The 19,940-nt window shown below is 63.6% G+C and carries 19 protein-coding genes and 2 tRNA genes; 9 read left to right on the top strand and 12 right to left on the bottom strand.

The features are described from left to right. The first annotated feature begins 4 nt into the window (after positions 1-4). From ugpC to FJ423_RS33870, 4 genes are all read left to right on the top strand, one after another. Complete coding sequence (gene ugpC / locus FJ423_RS06600) at positions 5-1,063, top strand: sn-glycerol-3-phosphate ABC transporter ATP-binding protein UgpC (RefSeq protein WP_140840238.1); 1,059 nt, start codon at positions 5-7, stop codon at positions 1,061-1,063. A gap of 27 nt (positions 1,064-1,090) precedes the next feature. After that, the gene (locus FJ423_RS06595; protein ID WP_140627511.1) at positions 1,091-1,543 is read left to right on the top strand and encodes an RbsD/FucU family protein; all 453 of its coding nucleotides are present in this window, start codon (positions 1,091-1,093) and stop codon (positions 1,541-1,543) included. Between the two features lie 4 nt (positions 1,544-1,547). Beyond that, positions 1,548-2,492 carry a ribokinase gene (rbsK, locus tag FJ423_RS06590; RefSeq protein WP_140840237.1) on the top strand — a complete coding sequence of 315 codons (945 nt, stop codon included), beginning with the start codon at positions 1,548-1,550 and terminating at the stop codon, positions 2,490-2,492. A 109-nt stretch (positions 2,493-2,601) separates the two neighbouring features. Continuing rightward, positions 2,602-2,700, top strand: coding sequence for a putative RiPP precursor (locus FJ423_RS33870; RefSeq protein WP_208648418.1), 99 nt, complete (start codon positions 2,602-2,604; stop codon positions 2,698-2,700). A 16-nt stretch (positions 2,701-2,716) separates the two neighbouring features. On the opposite strand, the gene FJ423_RS06585 is transcribed toward FJ423_RS33870, so the two are convergent. From FJ423_RS06585 to FJ423_RS06575, 3 genes are all read right to left on the bottom strand, one after another. Then, positions 2,717-2,920 carry a hypothetical protein gene (locus FJ423_RS06585; RefSeq protein WP_042644456.1) on the bottom strand — a complete coding sequence of 68 codons (204 nt, stop codon included), beginning with the start codon at positions 2,918-2,920 and terminating at the stop codon, positions 2,717-2,719. A 253-nt stretch (positions 2,921-3,173) separates the two neighbouring features. Then, positions 3,174-4,079 (bottom strand): ankyrin repeat domain-containing protein, encoded by a 906-nt coding sequence (locus tag FJ423_RS06580; RefSeq protein ID WP_181174735.1) that lies wholly within the window; start codon positions 4,077-4,079, stop codon positions 3,174-3,176. 295 nt (positions 4,080-4,374) lie between these two features. Then, a tRNA-Asp gene (locus tag FJ423_RS06575) sits at positions 4,375-4,451 on the bottom strand. Between the two features lie 219 nt (positions 4,452-4,670). Between FJ423_RS06575 and FJ423_RS06570 the strand changes: the two genes are divergently transcribed. Further along, a tRNA-Val gene (locus FJ423_RS06570) sits at positions 4,671-4,746 on the top strand. 82 nt (positions 4,747-4,828) lie between these two features. Here the strand turns inward: FJ423_RS06570 and FJ423_RS06565 are convergent. The 7 genes from FJ423_RS06565 to FJ423_RS06535 all read right to left on the bottom strand — a co-directional run bounded on the left by FJ423_RS06565 (position 4,829) and on the right by FJ423_RS06535 (position 10,747). Continuing rightward, a complete protein-coding gene (locus FJ423_RS06565) occupies positions 4,829-5,368 on the bottom strand; it encodes a hypothetical protein (protein WP_140840233.1) in 540 nt (179 codons plus the stop codon). A 129-nt stretch (positions 5,369-5,497) separates the two neighbouring features. Next, positions 5,498-6,253, bottom strand: coding sequence for an ABC transporter permease (locus tag FJ423_RS06560; RefSeq protein ID WP_140840231.1), 756 nt, complete (start codon positions 6,251-6,253; stop codon positions 5,498-5,500). Continuing rightward, the gene (locus FJ423_RS06555) at positions 6,250-7,023 is read right to left on the bottom strand and encodes an ABC transporter ATP-binding protein (protein WP_140840229.1); all 774 of its coding nucleotides are present in this window, start codon (positions 7,021-7,023) and stop codon (positions 6,250-6,252) included. Before FJ423_RS06555 ends, FJ423_RS06560 begins: the two co-directional genes overlap by 4 nt. Continuing rightward, positions 7,023-8,075 carry an ABC transporter substrate-binding protein gene (locus FJ423_RS06550; protein ID WP_181174734.1) on the bottom strand — a complete coding sequence of 351 codons (1,053 nt, stop codon included), beginning with the start codon at positions 8,073-8,075 and terminating at the stop codon, positions 7,023-7,025. Before FJ423_RS06550 ends, FJ423_RS06555 begins: the two co-directional genes overlap by 1 nt. Positions 8,076-8,142: 67 nt before the next feature. Next, on the bottom strand, positions 8,143-8,577 hold the full coding sequence (locus tag FJ423_RS06545) for a VOC family protein (RefSeq protein ID WP_181174733.1): 435 nt from the start codon (positions 8,575-8,577) through the stop codon (positions 8,143-8,145). A 2-nt stretch (positions 8,578-8,579) separates the two neighbouring features. After that, positions 8,580-9,314 carry a FadR/GntR family transcriptional regulator gene (locus tag FJ423_RS06540; protein ID WP_140840225.1) on the bottom strand — a complete coding sequence of 245 codons (735 nt, stop codon included), beginning with the start codon at positions 9,312-9,314 and terminating at the stop codon, positions 8,580-8,582. Continuing rightward, positions 9,311-10,747 carry an FAD-binding oxidoreductase gene (locus FJ423_RS06535; RefSeq protein ID WP_246680099.1) on the bottom strand — a complete coding sequence of 479 codons (1,437 nt, stop codon included), beginning with the start codon at positions 10,745-10,747 and terminating at the stop codon, positions 9,311-9,313. Before FJ423_RS06535 ends, FJ423_RS06540 begins: the two co-directional genes overlap by 4 nt. Positions 10,748-10,930: 183 nt before the next feature. Between FJ423_RS06535 and FJ423_RS06530 the strand changes: the two genes are divergently transcribed. Further along, the gene (locus FJ423_RS06530; protein WP_140840223.1) at positions 10,931-12,109 is read left to right on the top strand and encodes a M24 family metallopeptidase; all 1,179 of its coding nucleotides are present in this window, start codon (positions 10,931-10,933) and stop codon (positions 12,107-12,109) included. A gap of 89 nt (positions 12,110-12,198) precedes the next feature. Here FJ423_RS06530 and FJ423_RS06525 read toward each other — a convergent pair whose 3' ends face one another. Further along, entirely contained in the window at positions 12,199-13,479 is a 1,281-nt protein-coding gene (locus FJ423_RS06525) for a M23 family metallopeptidase (RefSeq protein WP_140840221.1), read from the bottom strand. A gap of 298 nt (positions 13,480-13,777) precedes the next feature. On the opposite strand from FJ423_RS06525, the gene FJ423_RS06520 reads away from it, so the two are divergent. Continuing rightward, positions 13,778-14,779, top strand: coding sequence for a sterol desaturase family protein (locus FJ423_RS06520; protein ID WP_140840219.1), 1,002 nt, complete (start codon positions 13,778-13,780; stop codon positions 14,777-14,779). Next, positions 14,776-15,912: a GNAT family N-acetyltransferase gene (locus FJ423_RS06515; protein ID WP_140840218.1), complete on the top strand. Its 1,137-nt coding sequence runs from the start codon at positions 14,776-14,778 to the stop codon at positions 15,910-15,912. The genes FJ423_RS06520 and FJ423_RS06515 overlap by 4 nt, the downstream gene beginning before the upstream one ends. Positions 15,913-15,953: 41 nt before the next feature. On the opposite strand, the gene FJ423_RS06510 is transcribed toward FJ423_RS06515, so the two are convergent. Next, a complete protein-coding gene (locus FJ423_RS06510; RefSeq protein WP_140840217.1) occupies positions 15,954-16,421 on the bottom strand; it encodes a peroxiredoxin in 468 nt (155 codons plus the stop codon). A gap of 95 nt (positions 16,422-16,516) precedes the next feature. Here FJ423_RS06510 and FJ423_RS06505 point away from each other — a divergent pair, with 95 nt between their 5' ends. Next, the gene (locus tag FJ423_RS06505) at positions 16,517-19,939 is read left to right on the top strand and encodes a DUF3971 domain-containing protein (RefSeq protein WP_140840216.1); all 3,423 of its coding nucleotides are present in this window, start codon (positions 16,517-16,519) and stop codon (positions 19,937-19,939) included. Position 19,940 lies beyond the last annotated feature (1 nt).

Genomic DNA, 19,940 nt, shown 5'->3' with positions numbered 1-19,940 from the left:
GACGATGGCTCAAGTCGCGATCAGCAGTGTGGCCAAGGCGTTCGGAACCGTCAAGGTCCTGCATGAGGTCAGTGTCGACATCGCCGACGGACAGTTCGTCGTGCTGGTCGGTCCGTCGGGGTGCGGCAAGTCCACGCTCTTGAGGATGGTGGCCGGGCTGGAGACCGTTTCCGGCGGCACGATCTCGATCGGCGACCGCGTCGTCAACAACCTGCCGCCGGCGAAGCGCGACATCGCCATGGTGTTTCAGAACTACGCGCTTTACCCGCACAAGACGGTGGAGCAGAACATGGCGTTTGCGCTGAAGCTGCGCGGCACCGATCCGGCCGTCGTCGCCGAACGGGTGAAGCGTGCCGCCGACATCCTCGACCTCGCGCCTTATCTCAAGCGCTACCCGCGCCAGCTTTCGGGCGGCCAGCGCCAGCGCGTCGCCATGGGCCGCGCCATCGTGCGCAACCCGCAGGTGTTCCTGTTCGACGAGCCGCTTTCCAACCTCGACGCCAAGCTGCGCGTGCAGATGCGCACCGAGATCAAGGAGCTGCACCAGCGGCTGAAGACCACAACCATCTACGTCACCCACGACCAGATCGAGGCCATGACCATGGCCGACAAGATCGTGGTGATGCGCGACGGCCGCATCGAGCAGGTCGGCGCGCCGCTGGAGCTGTTCGACCGGCCGGCCAATCTGTTCGTCGCCGGCTTCATCGGCTCGCCGGCGATGAACCTGCTCAAGGGCACCGTTAAAAAGGGCGGGAAGCCCGTGGTCGACATTGCAGGCTCGGCGTTTCCGATGCCGACCAATATCGCCGCGGCGGACGGCCAGGCCGTCATTTATGGCGTGCGCCCCGAGCACCTGGAAATCCATCCCGACGGCGTAGCATCCACGATTTCGGTGGTCGAACCGACAGGCTCGGAGACGCTGGTGTTCGTACGGTTCGGCGAGGGCGAGATGGTGGCGCTATTCCGCGAGCGACACGACTTCAAGCCCGGTGACACGCTCAAGCTCAAGCCGCGTCTCGACCAGGTCCACCTCTTCGACGCCGCAACCGGCAAGCGTCTCTAACCGCACACAACCCTTCAAGAGGAAACCATGCTCAAAGGGATCAACCCGCTGCTCAATGCCGATGTGCTCCAGGCGCTGCGGGCGATGGGCCATGGCGACGACCTGATCATCGCCGACACCAATTTCCCGTCCGATTCCGTGGCCAGGCAGACGGTGCTCGGCAAGCTGTTGCGTATCGACGCGACGGCGGCGGAGGTGGTGAAGGCGGTGCTCTCGCTCTATCCGCTGGATACTTTCGTCGACGATGCGGCAGCGCGCATGGAGATCGTCGGCAAACCAAACGAAATCCCGCCGGTGCAGAGGGAGGTGCAGAAGGAGATCGACGCCGCCGAGGGCAAGCCCTGGCCGATGATCTCGATCGAGCGCTACGCCTTCTACGAGCGTTCCAAGAAAGCCTATTGCGTGATCCAGACCGGCGAGCGCCGCTTCTATGGCTGCTTTGCCTTCCGTAAGGGCGTCGTGCCGCCGGATGCGGAGTAAGGACATGGCCACAGGCGAGCCCGTCGTCATGAAGCCTGTTGTGATCCTGGGCGTGTTCGTCGCCGACACCGCCTATCGCGCCGACCGCCAGCCGCGCCTGGGCGAAACGATCCTCGGCAATTCCTTCAAGCTCGGCCCGGGCGGCAAGGGCTCGAACCAGGCAGTGGCGGCAGGCAAGCTCGGCGCCGACATCACCTTCCTGACCAGGCTCGGAGTCGATGCCTTTGCCGACATGGCGAAGCAGACCTGGAAGGACGCAGGTGTGAAAAGCGCCGTCATCGACACGCCGGACAGCTATACGGGCGCGGCCTACATCTTTGTCGAGGAAGGCAGCGGCAACAACGCCATCATCGTCAGCCCGGGCGCGGCGATGCTGATCTCGCCCGCCGACATCGAGGCGCATGCCGACCTGATCCGGTCCGCCGGCGTCTTCGTTACCCAGCTTGAACAGCCGATCGGCGCAGCATTGAAGGCGCTCGAGATCGCGCGCGGGGCAGGGGTGACGACCATCCTCAACCCCGCCCCCGCCGCCAGCCTGCCCGACCGCGTCTACGCGCTCTGCGACTATGTCACACCCAACGAGACGGAGGCCGAAGGGCTGACCGGCATCAAGGTTTCCTCGATCGACGACGCCCGCCGCGCCGCCGACGCGCTGCTGGCCAAGGGTGTCGGCGCAGTCATCGTGACGCTCGGCGAGGAGGGCGCTTTGCTCCACACCAAGAACCGTTCGGAGCATGTCGACGCGGTCAATGCCGGTCCGGTGATCGAGACGACGGGAGCGGGTGACGCGTTCAACGGCGGTCTCGCGGCCGCCCTGGCAAAAGGCGTCGAGCCGCTGGAGGCCGTGCGATTTGCCTGCGCGGTCGCCGGCATCTCGGTGACCCGCCCCGGCACCGCGCCTTCCATGCCGACATCGCAGGAGGTCGAGGCGCTGCTCGCCAGGGCCTGAGACCTCCCGCCTTCCATTTTTTGCGGCTTTTTAGCGGCCCCTTATTGCGGAACGCAACTGAGGCGAGCGCGTTCATCGTCCTGTCTGCGCGCCGATTTGGAACGGTAGGATGAAAAAGCCTTACGAAAAGCCCACGCTGGTAAAGCGCCAGAAGCTCACCGAACGGACGGCCCAGATTGTCGCTTCCGGGGTTGTGCTGGGCGAGTGATTCCGAGGGGGCAGCGCTAAAGAATCCTGCTGGTCAGCTCCAGCATCGTCGTTGCGCCTTGCTCGCTGCCGGGCATGTGCACGACACGAAGCACACGAAGGTCCCTGCTCGACCCTTCGACCGGTATCGACACGCTTTCGCCAACCCGCGGCAATTCCTGGAAGGCGAGCTCGTCGACATCCCTCTCATCGTCGATGGAAATCCGACATCTCACAGCCATCTTATCTCTCCCGTCTTTTCGCCCGTTGGCTGAACGGGACAAGATTGGAATGGTTCCGGGATCAAGGATCTCAGACGGCAAACCTGCTGCGGCATTCGCGCGGAGGCCCCTTCAACGCTTCGAATTGACGCCTGAAATTTGCCAACGTTGGATACCGACCAGCTCTGCGACCACGACAATCGGCCGGTCTTCTTCAGCCAGATGGGCGCGGGCCTCCCCGAAGCGCAGTCGCGCCGCATATTCGCAGGAGCAATCAATTCTCGGGAAGCGGCAACGGCCTGTCGCTCAAGGTCCGTAGGTAAGCGATCAGGTTTGCTCGCTGGTTCTCGTCTGGCAGGCCCGGGAAAATCATGTCTGTTCCAGGCAAAGCGAAAGCCGGGTTTGAGATGAAGGAATTGAGATCTTCAAAGGTCCATGTGCCGCCAGCTTCCTTCAGAGCCGACGAATACGGGACGTCGCTTTGTGCTGCTTTCGGTCTCCCTACCACGCCCCACAGATTGACGCGTTTGGCAATCTTGCGATCCGGCGCTGAAAGATGACAGACAGCGCATGTTTCGGCAAAAATCCCTTTGCCCGATTCGGCGTTTGCCGATGCAAGTCGCGCCGAAATAGGCGCGATGGCCGGTTGTCCCGCGCCGTGACCGCGCAAGTAAGCCACGACGTCTTCGTGACCGCTAAGCTTGGCCAAATGTATGGGTGGGTTTCCATTCGACGTCAGCGCGTTGACGTCTGCTCCAGCATCCACAAGATGGATCACGCAATGAAGACAGCCTTTCTCGGCAGCCACGTGCAGCGGGGTTTGCGATTTCGCCACCTGATTTGGATCGGCGCCATTATCGAGCAGCAGCTTCACGACGTCAGAATAGCCACCCTTGTTGGCCGCGTAGAGTGGCGTTCTTTGCCAGCTGACGGGCATGTTAACGTCCGCCCCACGATCTATCAGAAGTTTTGCTATTTCCACATTCCCGCCCTCGCAGGCGATATAGAGCGCCGTAACACCGTCAACTTCGTTGACAGCAGCGCCTTTATCCAAGGCAGAAGCCACCCCCGAGAGATCGCCATGTTTGACAAGATCGCCCAGGCTGCTTGCCTGGGCGGGCAGGTTTAAAAGCCAAAGAACCCACAAAGCCGCTATCACCCGCTTGCTTGGCCTGACCATCGTGTCCTCCCTGTGTTGTAGGCCCTCCATCTGCGAGCAGAATCAATCGGTAGTTCCAGCGTTGGCCCGCGTGCAATCACGCCTCGGGTCGACATCACTGCCGGGAAAGCGCGGAACGTTGGCTCGCATTACGGCACCTGGGAAAATAAATTTTAGCAGATGCTGATATAAAGACCAAGGAGTGACGGCGAAGCACTCTCATTCGGCTGCTGCAAGATGCGCCGACACGGTCCGACGCTTCCCCCAAGTGTCAGGAGAGCCACTTCAGAAAATATACCTGTGTCAGGAAGTTAAATGGCGCGAGTGACGGGGCTCGAACCCGCGACCTCCGGCGTGACAGGCCGGCACTCTAACCGACTGAGCTACACCCGCGCACTTGACGAGCACGTGTCAGGCGTGTTCGTCGTTGGGGCGGTGGATAAGGGGTTCGCCTGCGGGTGTCAAGCGCGGCATTCAAGCATTACAGCAATCAGGAGAAGGTTTTTTGACAGCGGCGCCGAAGCTGGGGAAATCCGCGCCCCGACGGGTGCGCCGTCTGTTCATTTAGCCTTGCGAATGCGGCCCTAACTGCTTAAAGGTCCGCGCTCAAGCGGGCGATTAGCTCAGTTGGTAGAGCGCTTCGTTTACACCGAAGATGTCGGCGGTTCGAGCCCGTCATCGCCCACCAGCCTGCCGGACAAGCTGAAGCAGAATGCGGCGACGGCCCTTGCTGGGGCCGCCACCTTATTGCGCGCCGGGTTCAGGCACGGCTACTGCCTGACGTAGCAGCGCTTGTGAGCGCCAGGAGCGGGGTCATCGCCAAAGGCGTCGTTGCCGCATCTGACGCCGTTCCTGAAAACATCCTGCGTGTACTGGCCGCGTGCGCCGTATCTGACCATCGCGCGGCCGCTGAAATCGCAGAACTCACCCTCCCTGGCGCAGGCGACCCATTCGCCACGGTAGGGGCGTGAGCCGTAATCGTCGTCCCCGTAGTCGTCGTCATCGCCATAGCCGCCGCCACGCGCCACGAAATAACAGGCCTTTTCGCGGCCGGGGGCAGGGTCGCCAAAAAGGCGATTCGAGCAGGGCACAGCCCGACGGTCGAAAAACCGTGCGGTGGTTCGGCCTCGGGCGCCGTAGATCACTTGGGTGGGGTAGGGCAAGCGGCATATGCCGCCCTCATTCGCGCATCGCCGCAGTTGCTGCGCCGAGGCGGAGGCGGGGAAAAGGGCGGACGCCACGGCGACCAGCCCGGCCAGACATATGAAGGCCAGCATCGTTCGGATCGAGACGTGAAAAGCTTTTGACACGAATTGTCTCCCGGTTTGGTTGCACGCCGGCATCCTACCGCAGGCCGAATAAATGCGCGATGAATGCCTGCTCGGGAGGATGTTCCTATCTCGATGCGTGAGCACACGGCGCGGGGGCCGCCGTCTTGCTCAATATTTGATGATTCGCCGCTCGATCAGGACGACGAGGCAAAACAACGCGATCGACAGCGACGAGGACAGCACGATCGCCGCATAAAGCCGATCGGACTGATAGTTGAAGGTCGCCTGGATGATCAGCGCGCCGAGCCCTTTGTCCGAGCCGATCCACTCGCCGACGATGGCGCCGATCACGGCGGTGGCCGACGCGATCCTCAGCGAAGAGAACAGCATCGGCAGGGCACGGGGCAGACGCAGGCTCCAGAAAATCTCCGAGTGTGTCGCTGACAGCACGCGGAACAGCTCGTGCTCGTTGTCGCTCGCCGAATCGAGGCCGCGGATCATGTTCACCAGCGTCGGGAAGAAGCAGATTACCGCGGCAATCACGATCTTCGGCGTCATGCCGAGTCCGAAGATCAGGATGATGATCGGCGACAGCGCCAGGATCGGAATGGTGTTGAAGAAGAGCACGATCGGGAAATAGGCGGCTTGCAGGACGCGGCTGTGGACGAAGAGCACGGCGAGCAGCACGGCGGCGAAATTGCCGATGACGAAGCCGGCCAGCGCCTCGATCAGCGTCGGCCTCAGATTGTCGATGAGGAGCGCAAAATTCTTTTGGAACACGCCGAAGATCGCTGTCGGCGTCGGCACGATATAGGCCGGCACGCCGAGCAACGGCAAAAGATATTGCCAGGCAAGCAGGATCGAAGCCGCGCCCAGGATGGGAAGCGCGACCGTCATTTGCGGGGAGAGCGGCGCCTGTCTCACGATGCGCGCTCCAGCGCGACGCGCAGGTCGGCCATGGCGGCGACGATCGCCGGATCCTCGCGCTTGCAGCGGTTGCCCTCCTGCTTGAAGGGCCGCATGTCGAGGTCCTTGACCACGCGCCCAGGATTGGCGGCCAGCACGATGACGCGCTCGCCGAGATAGGCGGCTTCGGCGATCGAATGCGTGACAAAAAGGATAGTCGTGCCGCTGCGCCGCCAAAGCGCCAGCAGTTCGTCATTCAACCGGTCGCGCGTGATCTCGTCGAGCGCGCCGAAGGGTTCGTCCATCAAAAGCAATTTGGGCTCGCTGAGCAAGGCACGCGCGATCGCCACGCGCTGGCGCTGGCCGCCGGAGAGCTGATGCGGGAGGCGCTCACTGAGGCCGCCGAGCCCCATCAATTCCAGCAGTTCCGTGCTGCGGTCCTCGGTCTTGCGCGTCAGGCTGCCCTGACCGACGCCGAGCGGCAGGCGCACATTGTCGCGCACCGTGCGCCAGGGAAGGAGGGTCGAATCCTGGAACACGAAGCCGACATCGCGGCGCGAGCGCACCGTATGCGGCGTTTCGCCCAGCACGCTGATCGAGCCGCCAAGCGGGTCGAGCAGGTCGGCCACCACTCTGAGCAAGGTCGACTTGCCGCAGCCCGACGGCCCCAGGATCGACAGGAAGGAACCGGCCGCGACGGTGAGGTCGAGGCCGGCGAGCACTTTGACGGCTGTCTGCCGGCCGCCATAGCCGACATCCAGCTGTCGCGCTTCGATCGCGTCCGGCATCACGCGGCGGGCGCGTCGAGCTTGGGCCGGTCGGCGGCCGAGAGTTCGAGTATCTTGGTGGTGTAGACATCGGCGGCCGCCGGGCGGCCGTTCGGATATTGGCCAACCTTGTCGAGCAGCGCCAATTGCTCCTCGATCGAGGCCGGATCGAACGTCCCCCAGCCATCCTTGGCGGTTGCGCCGTCGAAGGAGAGTTTCAGCACCAGGTTGACTGTCTTTTCCTCCCAGCCGAGATCCATTTCGGGATAAGCGGCGACCATCTTCTTGACCGCTTCCTGCGGATTGGCGTGGACCCAGCCCCAGCCTTTGCCGACGGCGCCGATGAACTTCGCCAGCGTCTCAGGATCCTTTTCGATTGCCGCGTCGGTCGCGAAATAGACATCGGCGTAGGAGCTCAGCCCGAGGTCACGCGTCAAGAGGTCGATGCGGTCGTCGCCGACGACGCTGAGCGCCTGCGTGTTGGTAATCCAGCCGCCGATCGCGTCGACATCGCCGCGAACCAGCGGCGCCTTGTCGAAGCCGACATTGACGATGGTCACCTCCGACGGATCGATGCCGTTCTTGGCCAGGATCTCGTCGATGACGAAGCGCGCCGTCGGCTGGATGCCGATCTTCTTGCCCTTGAGATCGGCCACGCCGCGGATCGGTTTTGCGGGCTTGGACGTCAATGCATAAGGACCGGTGCGGAAGCCGCAGGCGATGATCTTGATCGGCACGCCGCTGGCGCGGGCCGAATAGAGCTGCGGCGTTTCCGAGAACTGGCCAAGCTGCGCGGCGCCCGAGATCACCGGCGGCACGGTCGACGCATTCGGACCGCCGGGGCTGAACTCGACCTCGAGCCCGGCGTCCTTGAAGTAGCCATTGGCGACGGCCGCGATGTCGCCGATCTGGCCGTTGGACATCAGCCAGTCATACTGGATGACGACCTTGCCGGCGGCCTTGGCGCCGGGCGTCAGCACCAGCTGCATGCCGGCAGATATGGCCGCCACGGCAGCCATGCCGCCTTTCACGAAAGCGCGGCGATTCAATTCGAAGTCCCTGTTCCCACTCATTTTTCGCTCCTGTTGCAGACTTTTCTCGTCTCTTCTCCAGGCGCCGTTCCCTTCGGCTCGGCGTCGTCTACGGCTGTTCGTCGTGGTAGTCGCCAGGGCCGCCGTCGAGCCAGGCGTAAAGCTCCCAAAGCGTGTCGTCCGGGTCCGTGAAATAGGCGCAGCGCGCGTTCCAGACGTAGTTTTCGGGCGGGCCGTAGAAGGGCACGCCCTTGGCGCTGAGTTCGCCATGCAGCCGGTCGATATCGGCCGGCGTGTCGAGCTGCACGGCGACGCAGACCTTGTGCGCATGGCGCGGCGATCTCAGGTTGGACACGCCCGTATGCCGGTTGATGTGGTCGAGCTCCCAAGCGGCGAGCGTCACGCCCTCGCCATGGAAATCGGCAAAGCCTTCGGCGCGGCGGCGCAGGCGGAAGCCGAGCTTTTCAACGTAGAACTCGACCGTCCTTTCGATGTTTTCGACCAGCAGGCAGACATCGGAGATGCGGGTGACGCTCGCCGGCATGGCTATTTCGCTCCGTTGGCTTTCGAGAGCGGCAGCTTGACGCCGACGCGGTTGGCGGCGCCGACGATGTGCGCCCGCATCGCCGCTTCCGCCGCCGCCGGATCGCCCGCCACCAGAGCCTCATAGATACGCACATGCTCGCCGACATTGATCTCGACGAGATCGTGCAACGGATTGGTCATGCGCGCGTAGTGGATCGAGTGGCGGATCTGCTCGCAGACGAACGAGATGAAGGTGTGGATGTAGCTGTTGCCGGTGGCGCGCGCGATCTCACGGTGGAAGAGCAGATCGGCGTCGATGCTGCCTTCTTCCCAACGCTCCTCGCCGCCCATGCGGTCGAGCGCAGCCTTGATCGAATCGAGATGGCCCTGATTGCGCCGCGCCGCGGCAAGCGCTGCCGATTCGGCCTCGAGGATGCAGCGCAGCTCGAACAGCCGCTCCATGTTGTGCGTGTCCTTGAGCGCCTCGCGGTCGATGCGGATCGCCGCTCGCTGCTCGGGCGCCAGCACGAAAGCGCCGATGCCTTGCCGCGCCTCGATCATACCGTCGGCCCTGAGCTGGGCGATCGCCTCACGCACCACGTTGCGGCTGACGCCGAATTTTTCGGACAGTTCCTGCTCGGTCGGCAGGCGCGCGCCGGGGTTCAATTCGCCGGACTCGATCTCGCGGCTGAGGAAGGCCGCGACCCGATGCGGCAATGTCTCGACGGTGCCGATGGCGGCCAGTCTCTGCTTCATGGAAAAGTCTCCGTCGCGGGCAACAGACAGCCGGGATTCATCAGGCCCTTGGGGTCGAGGGCATTCTTCAGCGCCGCGACCATGCGGCGATGCGTCGGCGATAGTCCGGCCCAGAACTCCTTGCGGCGGCTGCGGCCGATGCCGTGCTCCGCGCTGATCGAGCCGCCGAGGCCGGCGGCGATTTCATAGAGCCCGGCGATGACCTCGGCACCACGCGCACGAGCCTCGTGCTCGGCAAGTTCGGCCGGCGGCAGCACGTTGAAATGGATGTTGCCGTCGCCGGCGTGGCCGTAGGCGAGGGGAAGCCAGCCGGGATGATCGTTTGTGACGAAGCGGCGGGCCTGCTTGATCAGGGCCGGGATGTCGGAAATCTTCACCGACAGGTCGGTGCGCACATGATAGCCGCGCTTGGCCTGGCCTTCGACCAGGCCTTCGCGGATCGCCCAAAATCTCCTGGCCTGCGCGGTGCTCGCGGCGAGAACCGCGTCGGTCACCAGGCCGCTCTCCACCGCATCGCCGAGGAACCCGGCCAGCAGGCCGTTGAGATCGATGGCGGCGCTGGACGACAATTCGATCAGCACCTGGACGGGTGCCGGGACCGGCGCTCTCGTTGTGGGGTCAACCAGCCGGGCAAGCTCGATGCATTCGGCGCCGATGATCTCGAAAGCGGAGATCAGGTCCGAACAGTCGCGGCGTGCCCGGTTGAAGAGCGTGACGGCCGCTTCGAACGAGGCCAGGCCGAGATAGGCGGTCTCTGTCTTGGCCGGCTTCGGAAACAGCTTGACCTCGACACCGGTGATGATGCCCAGTGTGCCTTCCGAGCCGATGAAAAGCTGCTTCAAATCATAGCCGCTGTTGTTCTTGCGCAGACCGGAGAAGCCGTTCCACAGCTCGCCATCCGCCAGCACCACTTCGAGGCCCAGGATCAGGTCGCGCGCCATGCCGTAGCGCAGCACGTTGACGCCGCCGGCGTTGGTGGCCGCATTGCCGCCGATCTGGCAGCTGCCTTGCGCACCGAGCGCGAGCGGGAAAAGGCAATCCCGCGCCTCGCAGGCGTCCTTGATCGTCTGCAGCACGCAGCCTGCATCAGCACGCAGCGTGAAATTATCCGCATCGATCTGCCGGATGGCGTTCAGCCGCTCCAGGCTTAAGACAACCAGGCCGCCGCCTTTGCTGTCGATCGCGCCTGAGACCAGGCCGGTGTTGCCGCCCTGTGGAACGACGCCGAGTCCGAGCTCATTGCACAGGCGCATCAGCGCCTGCACCTCGGCTACCGAACCAGGTCGCAGCACGGCAAGAGCGTCACCCTGATAGTCGCCCGCCCAGTCGCCCAGATATTTCGCCATTCCAGCCGGCTCGACGGCAATGCCGTTTCGGCCGACGGCACCTTCCATGGCGCTGAGGATTTCCGGCGAGAGGCGATGAACGGTCATGAAGGTTCATGTCTGGATATCGGGTGATACATATCATCCTACAACTTGCTTCGAGTCAATCGCTCCCCGTTCTGCTAGGCCCTGCCCATGCATCGTCCTGGCCGATTGTCGCCGGTCAAAACCACCGCAATGTTGGACGACAGGGCTTCGTCCCGCCCAGATCGATCCCGATTAGGAGAAAAGATGATTGAACTGCCTTTTGCCCGCGAAGAGTACCAGCAGCGGCTCGCAAGAATCCGCGCCGAGATGGCAAAGGGCGGCATCGAGCTCCTGATCGTCAACGACGTCGCCAACCAGCACTACATCACCGGTTATGACGGCTGGTCGTTCTACACGCCGCAGGTCGTGCTTGTTCCCATCGAGGATGCCGAGCCGGTCTGGATCGGCCGCGCCATGGATGCGGCGGGCGGCTTGCTGACGGCCTGGATGAAGCCGGAAAACGTCGTCGGCTTCCCGGAGGACCATGTTCAGCGCGCCGATCGTCATCCCATGGACTGGATCGCGGCCTGGATTGTCGCCAAGGGATGGGGAAGCCGCAACATCGGCATCGAGCTCGAAGCCTATTATTTCTCGCCGAAGGCCCATGCACGGCTCATCGCCGGGCTGCCCAATGCAAAATGGCACGATGCCGATCTGCTCGTGAACTGGATCCGCGCGGTGAAGTCGGCGCCGGAAATCGCCTATCTGCGCAAGGCCTCGATGCTGGCCGAAGCAGCCGTCGCGCGAGCATTCGAAGTTATCGCGCCGGGCGTGCGTGAATGCGACGCGATTGCTTCCATCCAGGCGGCGCAGATCGCCGGCAGCCAGGATTTCGCTGGCGACATCACGGCGCTGCCGCCGACGATCCTCGGCGGCGAAAACGCGTCCGCACCGCACATCATGTGGAGCGACAGGCGGTTCGGGAAGGACGAAACGATCGCGCTCGAGCTTGCCGGCGTCTGCCGCCGCTACGCCGCCGGGCTCGCCAGGACCATGCAGCTCGGCAGGATGCCGACCCGCGTCGCAGACACGGCAAAGGCGGTGATCGAGGGCATGGATGCGGTGCTCGAAACCGCACGTCCGGGAACGACCGCTGAGGCGGTCGAAGCTGCATGGCGCAAGGTCATAGAGCGCCACGGGCTGAAGAAGGAATCGCGTATCGGCTATTCCATCGGCGTCGCCTATCCGCCGGATTGGGGCGAGCATACGATCAGCCTGAGACCGGGCGACAAGACGGTGCTCCAGCCCGGCAATGTCGTTCATTCCATCCTGGGCATGTGGATGGACGGCTGGGGCATCGAGATCAGCGAAACCATTCTGGTGACCGATGCCGGCAACGAGACGCTGACGAGATTCCCGCGGGATATCCATGTCAAAGCCTGACTGGCCGGCGCGAGCCGCGGCCGATATCGATGCCGGGATTGTCGATCGGATGATCGAGATCGGGCACGGCGCCGGTTTGGATCAGCCGGTCAAAGGTACTGCGCGACCTTCTTGCCAACGGTGAGGAAGCGCAGCGGGTCGACCGCTTCGCCATCGTGGCGCACTTCATAGTGCAGGTGCGGACCCGTCGAGCGGCCGCTGCTGCCGGTCTTGCCGATGACGTCGCCGGCGGCGAGCTTTTGGCCGACACTCACATCGATCTCGCTCAGATGTCCGTAGCGTGTGGCAAAGCCGTTGCCGTGGTCGACCTCGACCATGCGGCCGTAGCCGCCGGCCCAGCCGGCTCTTGTGACGACGCCGGCGGCGGTGACCTTGGCCGGCATGCCGATCGGCGCCCTGAAATCCATTCCCGTATGCAGGGCGGCGCTGCCCAGGATCGGATCGGTGCGCACGCCGAAGGGGCTGGTCACCGCGCGACCCGGGGCGGGATTGGCGAGCGGCAGCTTGCGCGCCTCTTTCTTGACCTGGTCGAGCGCATCGAGCGCCTCGTCCAACTCCTTGACCTTGCTGTCGAAACCCGTGGAGGGATCAAGCGGAACCAGCGGGCCGCCGACATCGCTCTTGTTCAGTTCGCCGTCGACCGGCAGGCCGGCCGCTTCCAGTGCCTGCGCTATGGCATCGGCATTCTTGTAGGCATTGTCGGCAAGCGTGGCGATGCGCGAAAGCTGCTGGCCCTCGATGGCCTTCAACGAGGCATTGATCGAGACGAACAGCTTGTCGGCGCGATCGGCCGCCGTTTCGCCGTCAAGCGGATCGGACCGTGTCGACCAGAGCGAGAAGGACCTTGTATCGCCGGCGTCCAAGGATGCGACGGAATAGGTCGGCGCCTGCGAAAGGCTGCCGGTGACCTCGGCGTGCTCGTCGGGCTTGGGTGCCGTTGAGCCCGTCGCGGGCATGTCGCCGACCTCGTTCTCGGCGCGCTCGAGGATCGGCCCAAGCCGTCCGTGCCGCTCGCTGAGCTGGGTCTGCCTGGCCAGCAGCTCGCTGACCTTGGTCTCCATCAGCTGCTGATCGAGAAGCTGGCGGCTGGTGATGCGGTCGACCTGGGCACGCAGGGCCGAGATGCGGTCCTCATAGGCCTGCTGCATGCGCGCCTGCCTTGCCGTCGTGGCGCCGATGAGGTCGTCGCGCAGCACCAGATAGGAAGTCGCGAGCAGATAGCCGATGGCGATCGCCGCCAGAGCCGAGCCGATGAAGGCCGCGACCCAGGGGCGGATGGTGAAATGCCTGATCTCGTCGCCCCGGGCGATGATGACCGTGTGCGGTTCCTTACGCCTGCCGAAGACAGCTGACTGACCGGTTGGTTTCACGGGGACCAAGCTTTCGTTACGGACCAACGACAAGCCTGATTACACATTATTAGGGTTAACAAAGGCTTGCCGTGTCGACCGCGCGGCGCCGGATGCACGCAGTGCGGGCACGAGGTTGCGCGAAAATCTTTAGGACGCGGACGCCATGTCGCGTTGGCGATGAGCACCAAAGTTCTGCCAGGAGCAGCCTGGAGCTCGCAGAGCAAGGCTCGGGTTTCTTAACTGTCTTCGATTGCGTTTAGTTGACGTTTTTAGAGTAAAGGCGTGTTGGTATTTGGGATTCAACGTGGCGGTGGGAATGCTGGGCGATCTGGTTGGCAAGATCCTCGACAAGATTTCGGGCACCAGTCTGCTGGCGACCGGGCTTTTGCTGCTGACTGCCTTTGTCAGCGCGCTTGTGGCCTATTGGCGCGCGGTCGAGGAGAAGAGCTGGAAGGAGTTTTTCGAGTTCGCCATTCCGCGTGAGGTCATCACCCATCCTTCCGCGAAGGCCGACCTGCTGTTCTGGATCACGAAGAAGGCCCTGATGCCTTTCCTGATGCTGCCCGCCGGAATCGTCTTCGTCACGGTGGTGGGGTACGGGACCAACTGGCTGTTTTCGACACTGTTCCACTTCCAGCCGCCTCTGACCCAGGGGCCGGCAGGGCCGGTGACGGTTCTGATCTTCACCGTCAGCATGCTCCTGGCCTACGACATTTCCTATTACCTCTATCATGTCGCCCAGCATCGCTATCCGCTGCTTTGGGAACTGCACAAGGTGCATCACTCGGCCGAGGTGATGGTCGGGATCACCAAGGACCGGGTCCATCCGCTCGACGAGTTGATGAACCGAGCTTGGGACGGCATCGTCGTGGGGCTCTGCTTCGGCATCTGGTCGCTGATTTCGCTGAACCTTGTCGAACTGACCGTTTTTGGCGTCAACGTCTATGTCATGCGTAACATCCTGATGATGGATTTCGTCAGGCACACGCATTTCAAGATCTCGTTCGGCCCGCTCAACAATTTGATCCTGTGTCCTCACTGGCATCAGTTGCATCACAGCGTCGATCCGCGCCACTACGACAAGAACTTCGGGCTGCTCTTCTCGTTCTGGGACCGGCTCTTCGGAACATTGTGTGTGCCGAGGCCTGACGAGGACTTCAAGTTCGGACTGGTCGATCGCGATGTGCGCGACTATCAGTCGCTCGCAGGCCTTTACCTCATGCCGCTGAGGCGGATATGGGGACATATCGCCAGGCGCGTCCGGCCCGGAAAGCCACGGTCACGCACCTCGCGAGCCTCGGAGGGGACACGGCCATGAACGCTCCCGTTGTTCTCGCAATCCCGCGGACACGCACCTTCGAAGTCGTGACAACGGCGGCGCGCCTTGCCGAGATCGCACCGGCCTGGAGCGCGCTCTGGCACCGGGCTGGCGGGCTTGTCTTCCAGCACCCGGATTGGATCGCGGCCTGGTGGCGCACCACCCCGCAGCAGGAGCGGCGCGCGCTCAGGATTGGGCTTGCCTGGAACGGCGACCGGCTCGATGGCGTGATAGCGCTCGCGACCTTCAGGCGTTCCGGCATCCGCGTACTCGAATGGGCGGCGAAGGATCACAGTGACTATGGCGACGCGCTGGTTGCACCTGACAGCGACCCGCGGGCGATCTTCCGCCTCTGGCAGTATGTTTTTGACCAGGGTGGCTTCGACCTGATCTATCTCAACCGACTGCTACCGGATGCCGGTGTTCATGCCCTGCTGGAACCGGCTCATGGCAAGGCGCTTCGGCCCAACCACCGCACTGAACTTAGCTATCGTGTTGCTGGCTCCTGGCAGGGTGGCGCGGAATGGTTCGAGACGTTGTCCAAGAAGGGCCGGCAGAATTATCGTCGCGGCCGCAAGTTCATGGAAGAAAGCGGTGCATTGCGTTTCCGGCTGCTGGATGCGGAGGACCCGCGCGAACCGGTGCTCGAGCGCGTCGCGACGCTGAAGCGCCTCTGGCTCGCTCGCCATGGTCGTGCCTCGGATCTGTTCGACAAGGGCTCGCCGGTTCTCGCCGCGCTTATTTCGGTGCTGGCCGATCTCGGGCTGTTGCGCATCTTCGTGCTGGAGCTTGACGACACGATCGTCGCCGTCTCGATCAATTTCGAGCAGCACGGCACGATGATGGCTTTCGTCACCACCTATGATCCCGAATACGAGCGCGCCTCGCCGGGTATGGTACTGATGATGGACTATATCCAATGGTCGTTCGACCGCGGCCTTGCCACGATTGATTTTCTCTGCGGCGGCGAGGATTTCAAGCGGCGCTTTGCCACGCAATCAGTCACGCTGTCGTCCATGATGGGCGCGCGCGGCTTGCGTGGCCATCTTGCCGCGCTGGCCGATCAGGTGAGCCATCGTTCGAAATCCTGGAGGACGCGGCGGCAGCCGAAGCCTGAGGCATCTGACGAGTAACGACCATAATTGTCGATTGCTTTGGCGGGCTTTGGCGACGCTCAGAGCGCGCGAACGGCTTCCAGCACGGCCTCGGCATGGCCCTTGACGCGAACCTTGCGCCAGATACGGGCGATCCGCCCGTCCTTCCCGATCAGGAAGGTGGCGCGCTCGACACCCATATATTTGCGCCCATACATCGTCTTTTCGACCCACAAACGGTAGGCCTCGATCACTTTGCGCTCCTCGTCAGCGATGAGATCGACCGTGAGATCGTGCTTCGCCTTGAATTTGTCGTGTTTCTTCGCGCTATCAGGCGACAGCCCGATCACCACGGCACCGGCCTTCTCGAACTCCGGCTTCAACTGCGAGAAGCTGATGGCCTCGGCGGTGCAACTTGTGGTGTCGTCCTGCGGATAGAAGTAAAGTACAACTGGCTTGCCCAGGAACGCCGCGAGGCTGAGAGAGCCGCCGCCGTCACGCGGAAGATCGAATTGCGGCGCTGCGTCGCCCACCTCGAGGTCAGCCATATCGATGCCCTTGTTTGCGGTTACGCGCGGGAAATCATCGATATAACGTGAGGCGGGGATTCGTCCACGACGAGTTCGTCACAACGGAATATTGCTTGGATCAGGAAGAACCGCAGCACGAGAAGATCAGGTTCAGGCGTGACGAGATCACCGACCTGGCGAGGCTTCCGTCCGCGTGCAGCGTGCCGCCGCTCGGCCGGGCAGCCGTGCGGCGGCGTTTCCGCGTCCTCGGCCGGGTGTTTGCCGGGTTTTGCGCGCTCATGCTTCTGGCGGCGGCGGGTGTCTATGTCCTCGGCGCCTCCGGCATCGGCACGGAGCGCCTGCGGACTGAGGCGGAGACAGCCATCGAGAAGCTGGCCGGCATCGATGTCAACGTCGCCGTCGGCCCGGCTCGGCTGACGCTCGACGGGTCGAGCTTCGTCGCCCTGCAGGTGAACGATGTCAGCCTGAAGACGGCCGACGGCAAGCCGATGGCCGATATCGGACGCGTACGTTTCGGCATGCGCCTTCTGCCGCTGCTTTCGGGCGACGTCCGGCTGACGAGCGCCAGATTTTCCGATGCCCATATCGTGGTGGGGACCATGCCCTCCGGAGGCAGCGACTGGACGGCGGCGCTGCGCAACGCGGATGGCCTTGTCGACCCGGAGAAAGTGTCGGCGGCGGTGTTTTCAGGCGTCAACGGCGCGCTTGATGCCGTGCGCGAGGACTCGATGCGACAGATCGATCTGCGCAATGTCGAGTTCAAGCTGCCGGACGCCGGACCGGTCAAGCGCGTGACCATCGCCTCGGCGACCGTCGCGCAGACAGGCGCGGGACGCATGCAGGTTTCCTACGATGCCGATGTCGATGGCCGGCACGCGACTTTGACCGCCTCGGCGACGCGCGATGCGACGGCAAGGCGCATTTCGTCGCTGGACGCCAATCTCGAGATAGAAGGCGCCCCCGGCAAGGGCAGTTCGACCGAGGCCGCCCCGGCCGATGGCGCCAAGCTGGGTTCGATCGCATTGAAGCTTTCGGGCTCGGAAGCGTCGGGCGACAACCCGTCGCGCCTCGCGGCTTCGCTCTCCCTCAACGGTTCGGTGCTCGACCTGGACGAGCGCGGGCTGCTGCCGACCGATGTCGATGCCGATGCCACGCTGGTCGCCGGTTCGAACAAGATCTCGGTCGACCGGCTGCTGATCAGGAGCAGCCGCTCCAGCTTCAACTTTGCCGGATCGATCGGGCCGAAGCCGGCAGCTGCGGGGGAGGAGCCCGCCTACCGCTATGATCTCACCAGCGACGGCTCGACGCTGGCGCCTTCGGAATCGCCGGAACCGGCGCTTCAGTTCCTGGCCCGTATCGCCGGGGTCTACCAACCGAAGAGCCGCAAGCTCGTTGCCGAGCAGATCGGCGTGCGCTCGGGCGGACCGGGCGAGGTACTGGGCGCGGCCACCGTCGCCTTCATCGACAACGGCCCGCCAGGGGTATCGCTGTCGCTCAACGTGCACGACATGCCGGTCTCGCATGTCAAGCAATTGTGGCCGTGGTTCTCGGCCCGCAACGCGCGGCTCTGGGTGCTAGGCAACCTGTTCGGCGGCACGGTGACCGACGCCAATCTGCAGTTCCAGGTCGCGCCGGGGCGCCTCGGCAACGGCGTGCCGCTTACCGGTGACGAAGTGTTCGGCCGTTTCCAGATCGAAGGATCGCGCTTCGATACCGCCGGGCGCATCCCGCCGGTCCGCGACGCCGTCGGCGCGGTTGCGTTCCATGGCAACGATGTCGATATCGCGCTCTCCTCGGGCAGCGTCTATATGCCGAGCGGCCGCACCGTGGCGGCAAGCGGCGGCACGCTGACGGTCAAGAATGCAAACCGACCGATTGTCATCGGGGGGCTCGACATCGACGTGGCGGGCGAGGCGCCGGCGATCGCCGAGCTGGCCTCCTATGAGCCGATCAATGCCATGCGCCATGTCGGACTGGCACCGGAAGACCTGTCAGGCACCGTCACCGGCCATGTCAGGGCGGACATTCCGCTGACCAAGGGAATGGACACCTCGAAGCTCGATTGGCTGGTTTCGCTCGACTGCCGGGACCTGTCGCTGGCGAAGCCTTTCGAGGACCAGACCGTGACCGAGGCCGATGGCTCGATCACCGTCGGGCCAAAGCAGGCGGTGATTTCCGCCGAGGCCAAGCTCAACGGCATTCCGGCCGAGCTCGATCTCGTCGAGCCGCTCGCCGACGACGGGCCGGCGCGAAGCCGCAAGGTTACGCTGGTCCTCGACGACAAGACGCGCAACGCCAGCATGCCTGGACTGTCGGCCCTGCTTTCGGGAACCATCAAGGTGGCGATCGACAAGAGCGGCGAGGGCGCCCAGCAGGTTTCGGCGGACCTGACCAATGCCAGGCTCGACATTCCGTGGGCAGGCTGGAGCAAGGGCGCCGGCATTCCCGCCAAGGTCGCTTTCGACATGGCGAAGTCCGGCAGCACCACCACATTGACCGATTTCGCTCTCGACGGAAAAAGCTTCTCGATCGACGGCAATGTGACGCTGGTCAACGGCTCGCTGTCCGCGGCCCGCTTCAGCAAAGTCGCGTTGAACAGAGGCGACGACATCGCCGTTTCGGTCAAGCGTTCCGGCAAGAGCTACGCTGTCGATGTCAGCGGCGCGTCGCTCGACGCCCGCTCGCTGATCAAGCAGTTCACCTCGGATGTCGATACAGCCACGAAGGGCGCCGGCAGCGACGCGATCTCGGTGAGCGCCGATGTGGCATCGCTGACCGGTTTTCATGACGAGGTGCTTTCCAATCTCAAGCTCGAATACAGCGCCGCCGGATCGCGGGTGAATGGGCTAAACGTCACCGCCGCGGCAAGCTCGGGCGCCGCGATCACGATCAACAACACCACCAGCGAAGGCGGCCGCGTGCTCAGGGTGAAGTCTGCCGATGCCGGCGCGATCCTGCGTTTCCTCAATGTCTACGAGCATATGGAAGGCGGCGCGATCACGCTGTCGCTCTCGGGCGCCGGCGACGGGCCGATGAAGGGACAGGTGGATGCCCGCAACTTCTATGTCGTCAACGAGCCCAAGCTGGCCTCGATCGTGTCGACGACGCCGGCTGGCGATACACGCAGCCTGAACCAAGCCGTCAAAAGCAACATCGACACGTCCAGGGTGCAGTTCGAGCGTGGCTTTGCCGAGATCGACAAGGGCTCCGGCTATCTGAAACTGGCGAACGGCCTGCTGCGCGGCCCGCGCATCGGTACGACCTTCCAGGGCACGCTTTACGATCCAAACAACAACATGGACATGACCGGCACCTTCATGCCGGTCTATGGCCTCAACCGCATCTTCGGCGAACTGCCGCTGTTCGGGCCGTTGCTGGGCAACGGACGCGACCGCGGACTGATCGGCGTCACCTACCGGCTGCGCGGCAATGCCAACAAGCCGACGCTCAACATCAATCCGCTATCGGTGGTGGCGCCGGGCATATTCCGCTCGATCTTCGAGTACAGGCAGCAACCGTCCCAAACTGCGCAGTAAG

The organism is Mesorhizobium sp. B2-8-9 (genome assembly GCF_006439475.1).
GTDB lineage: Bacteria > Pseudomonadota > Alphaproteobacteria > Rhizobiales > Rhizobiaceae > Mesorhizobium.
Note: the sequence above shows the minus strand (reverse complement) of the source record. Positions and strands in the feature narration are given on the sequence as shown.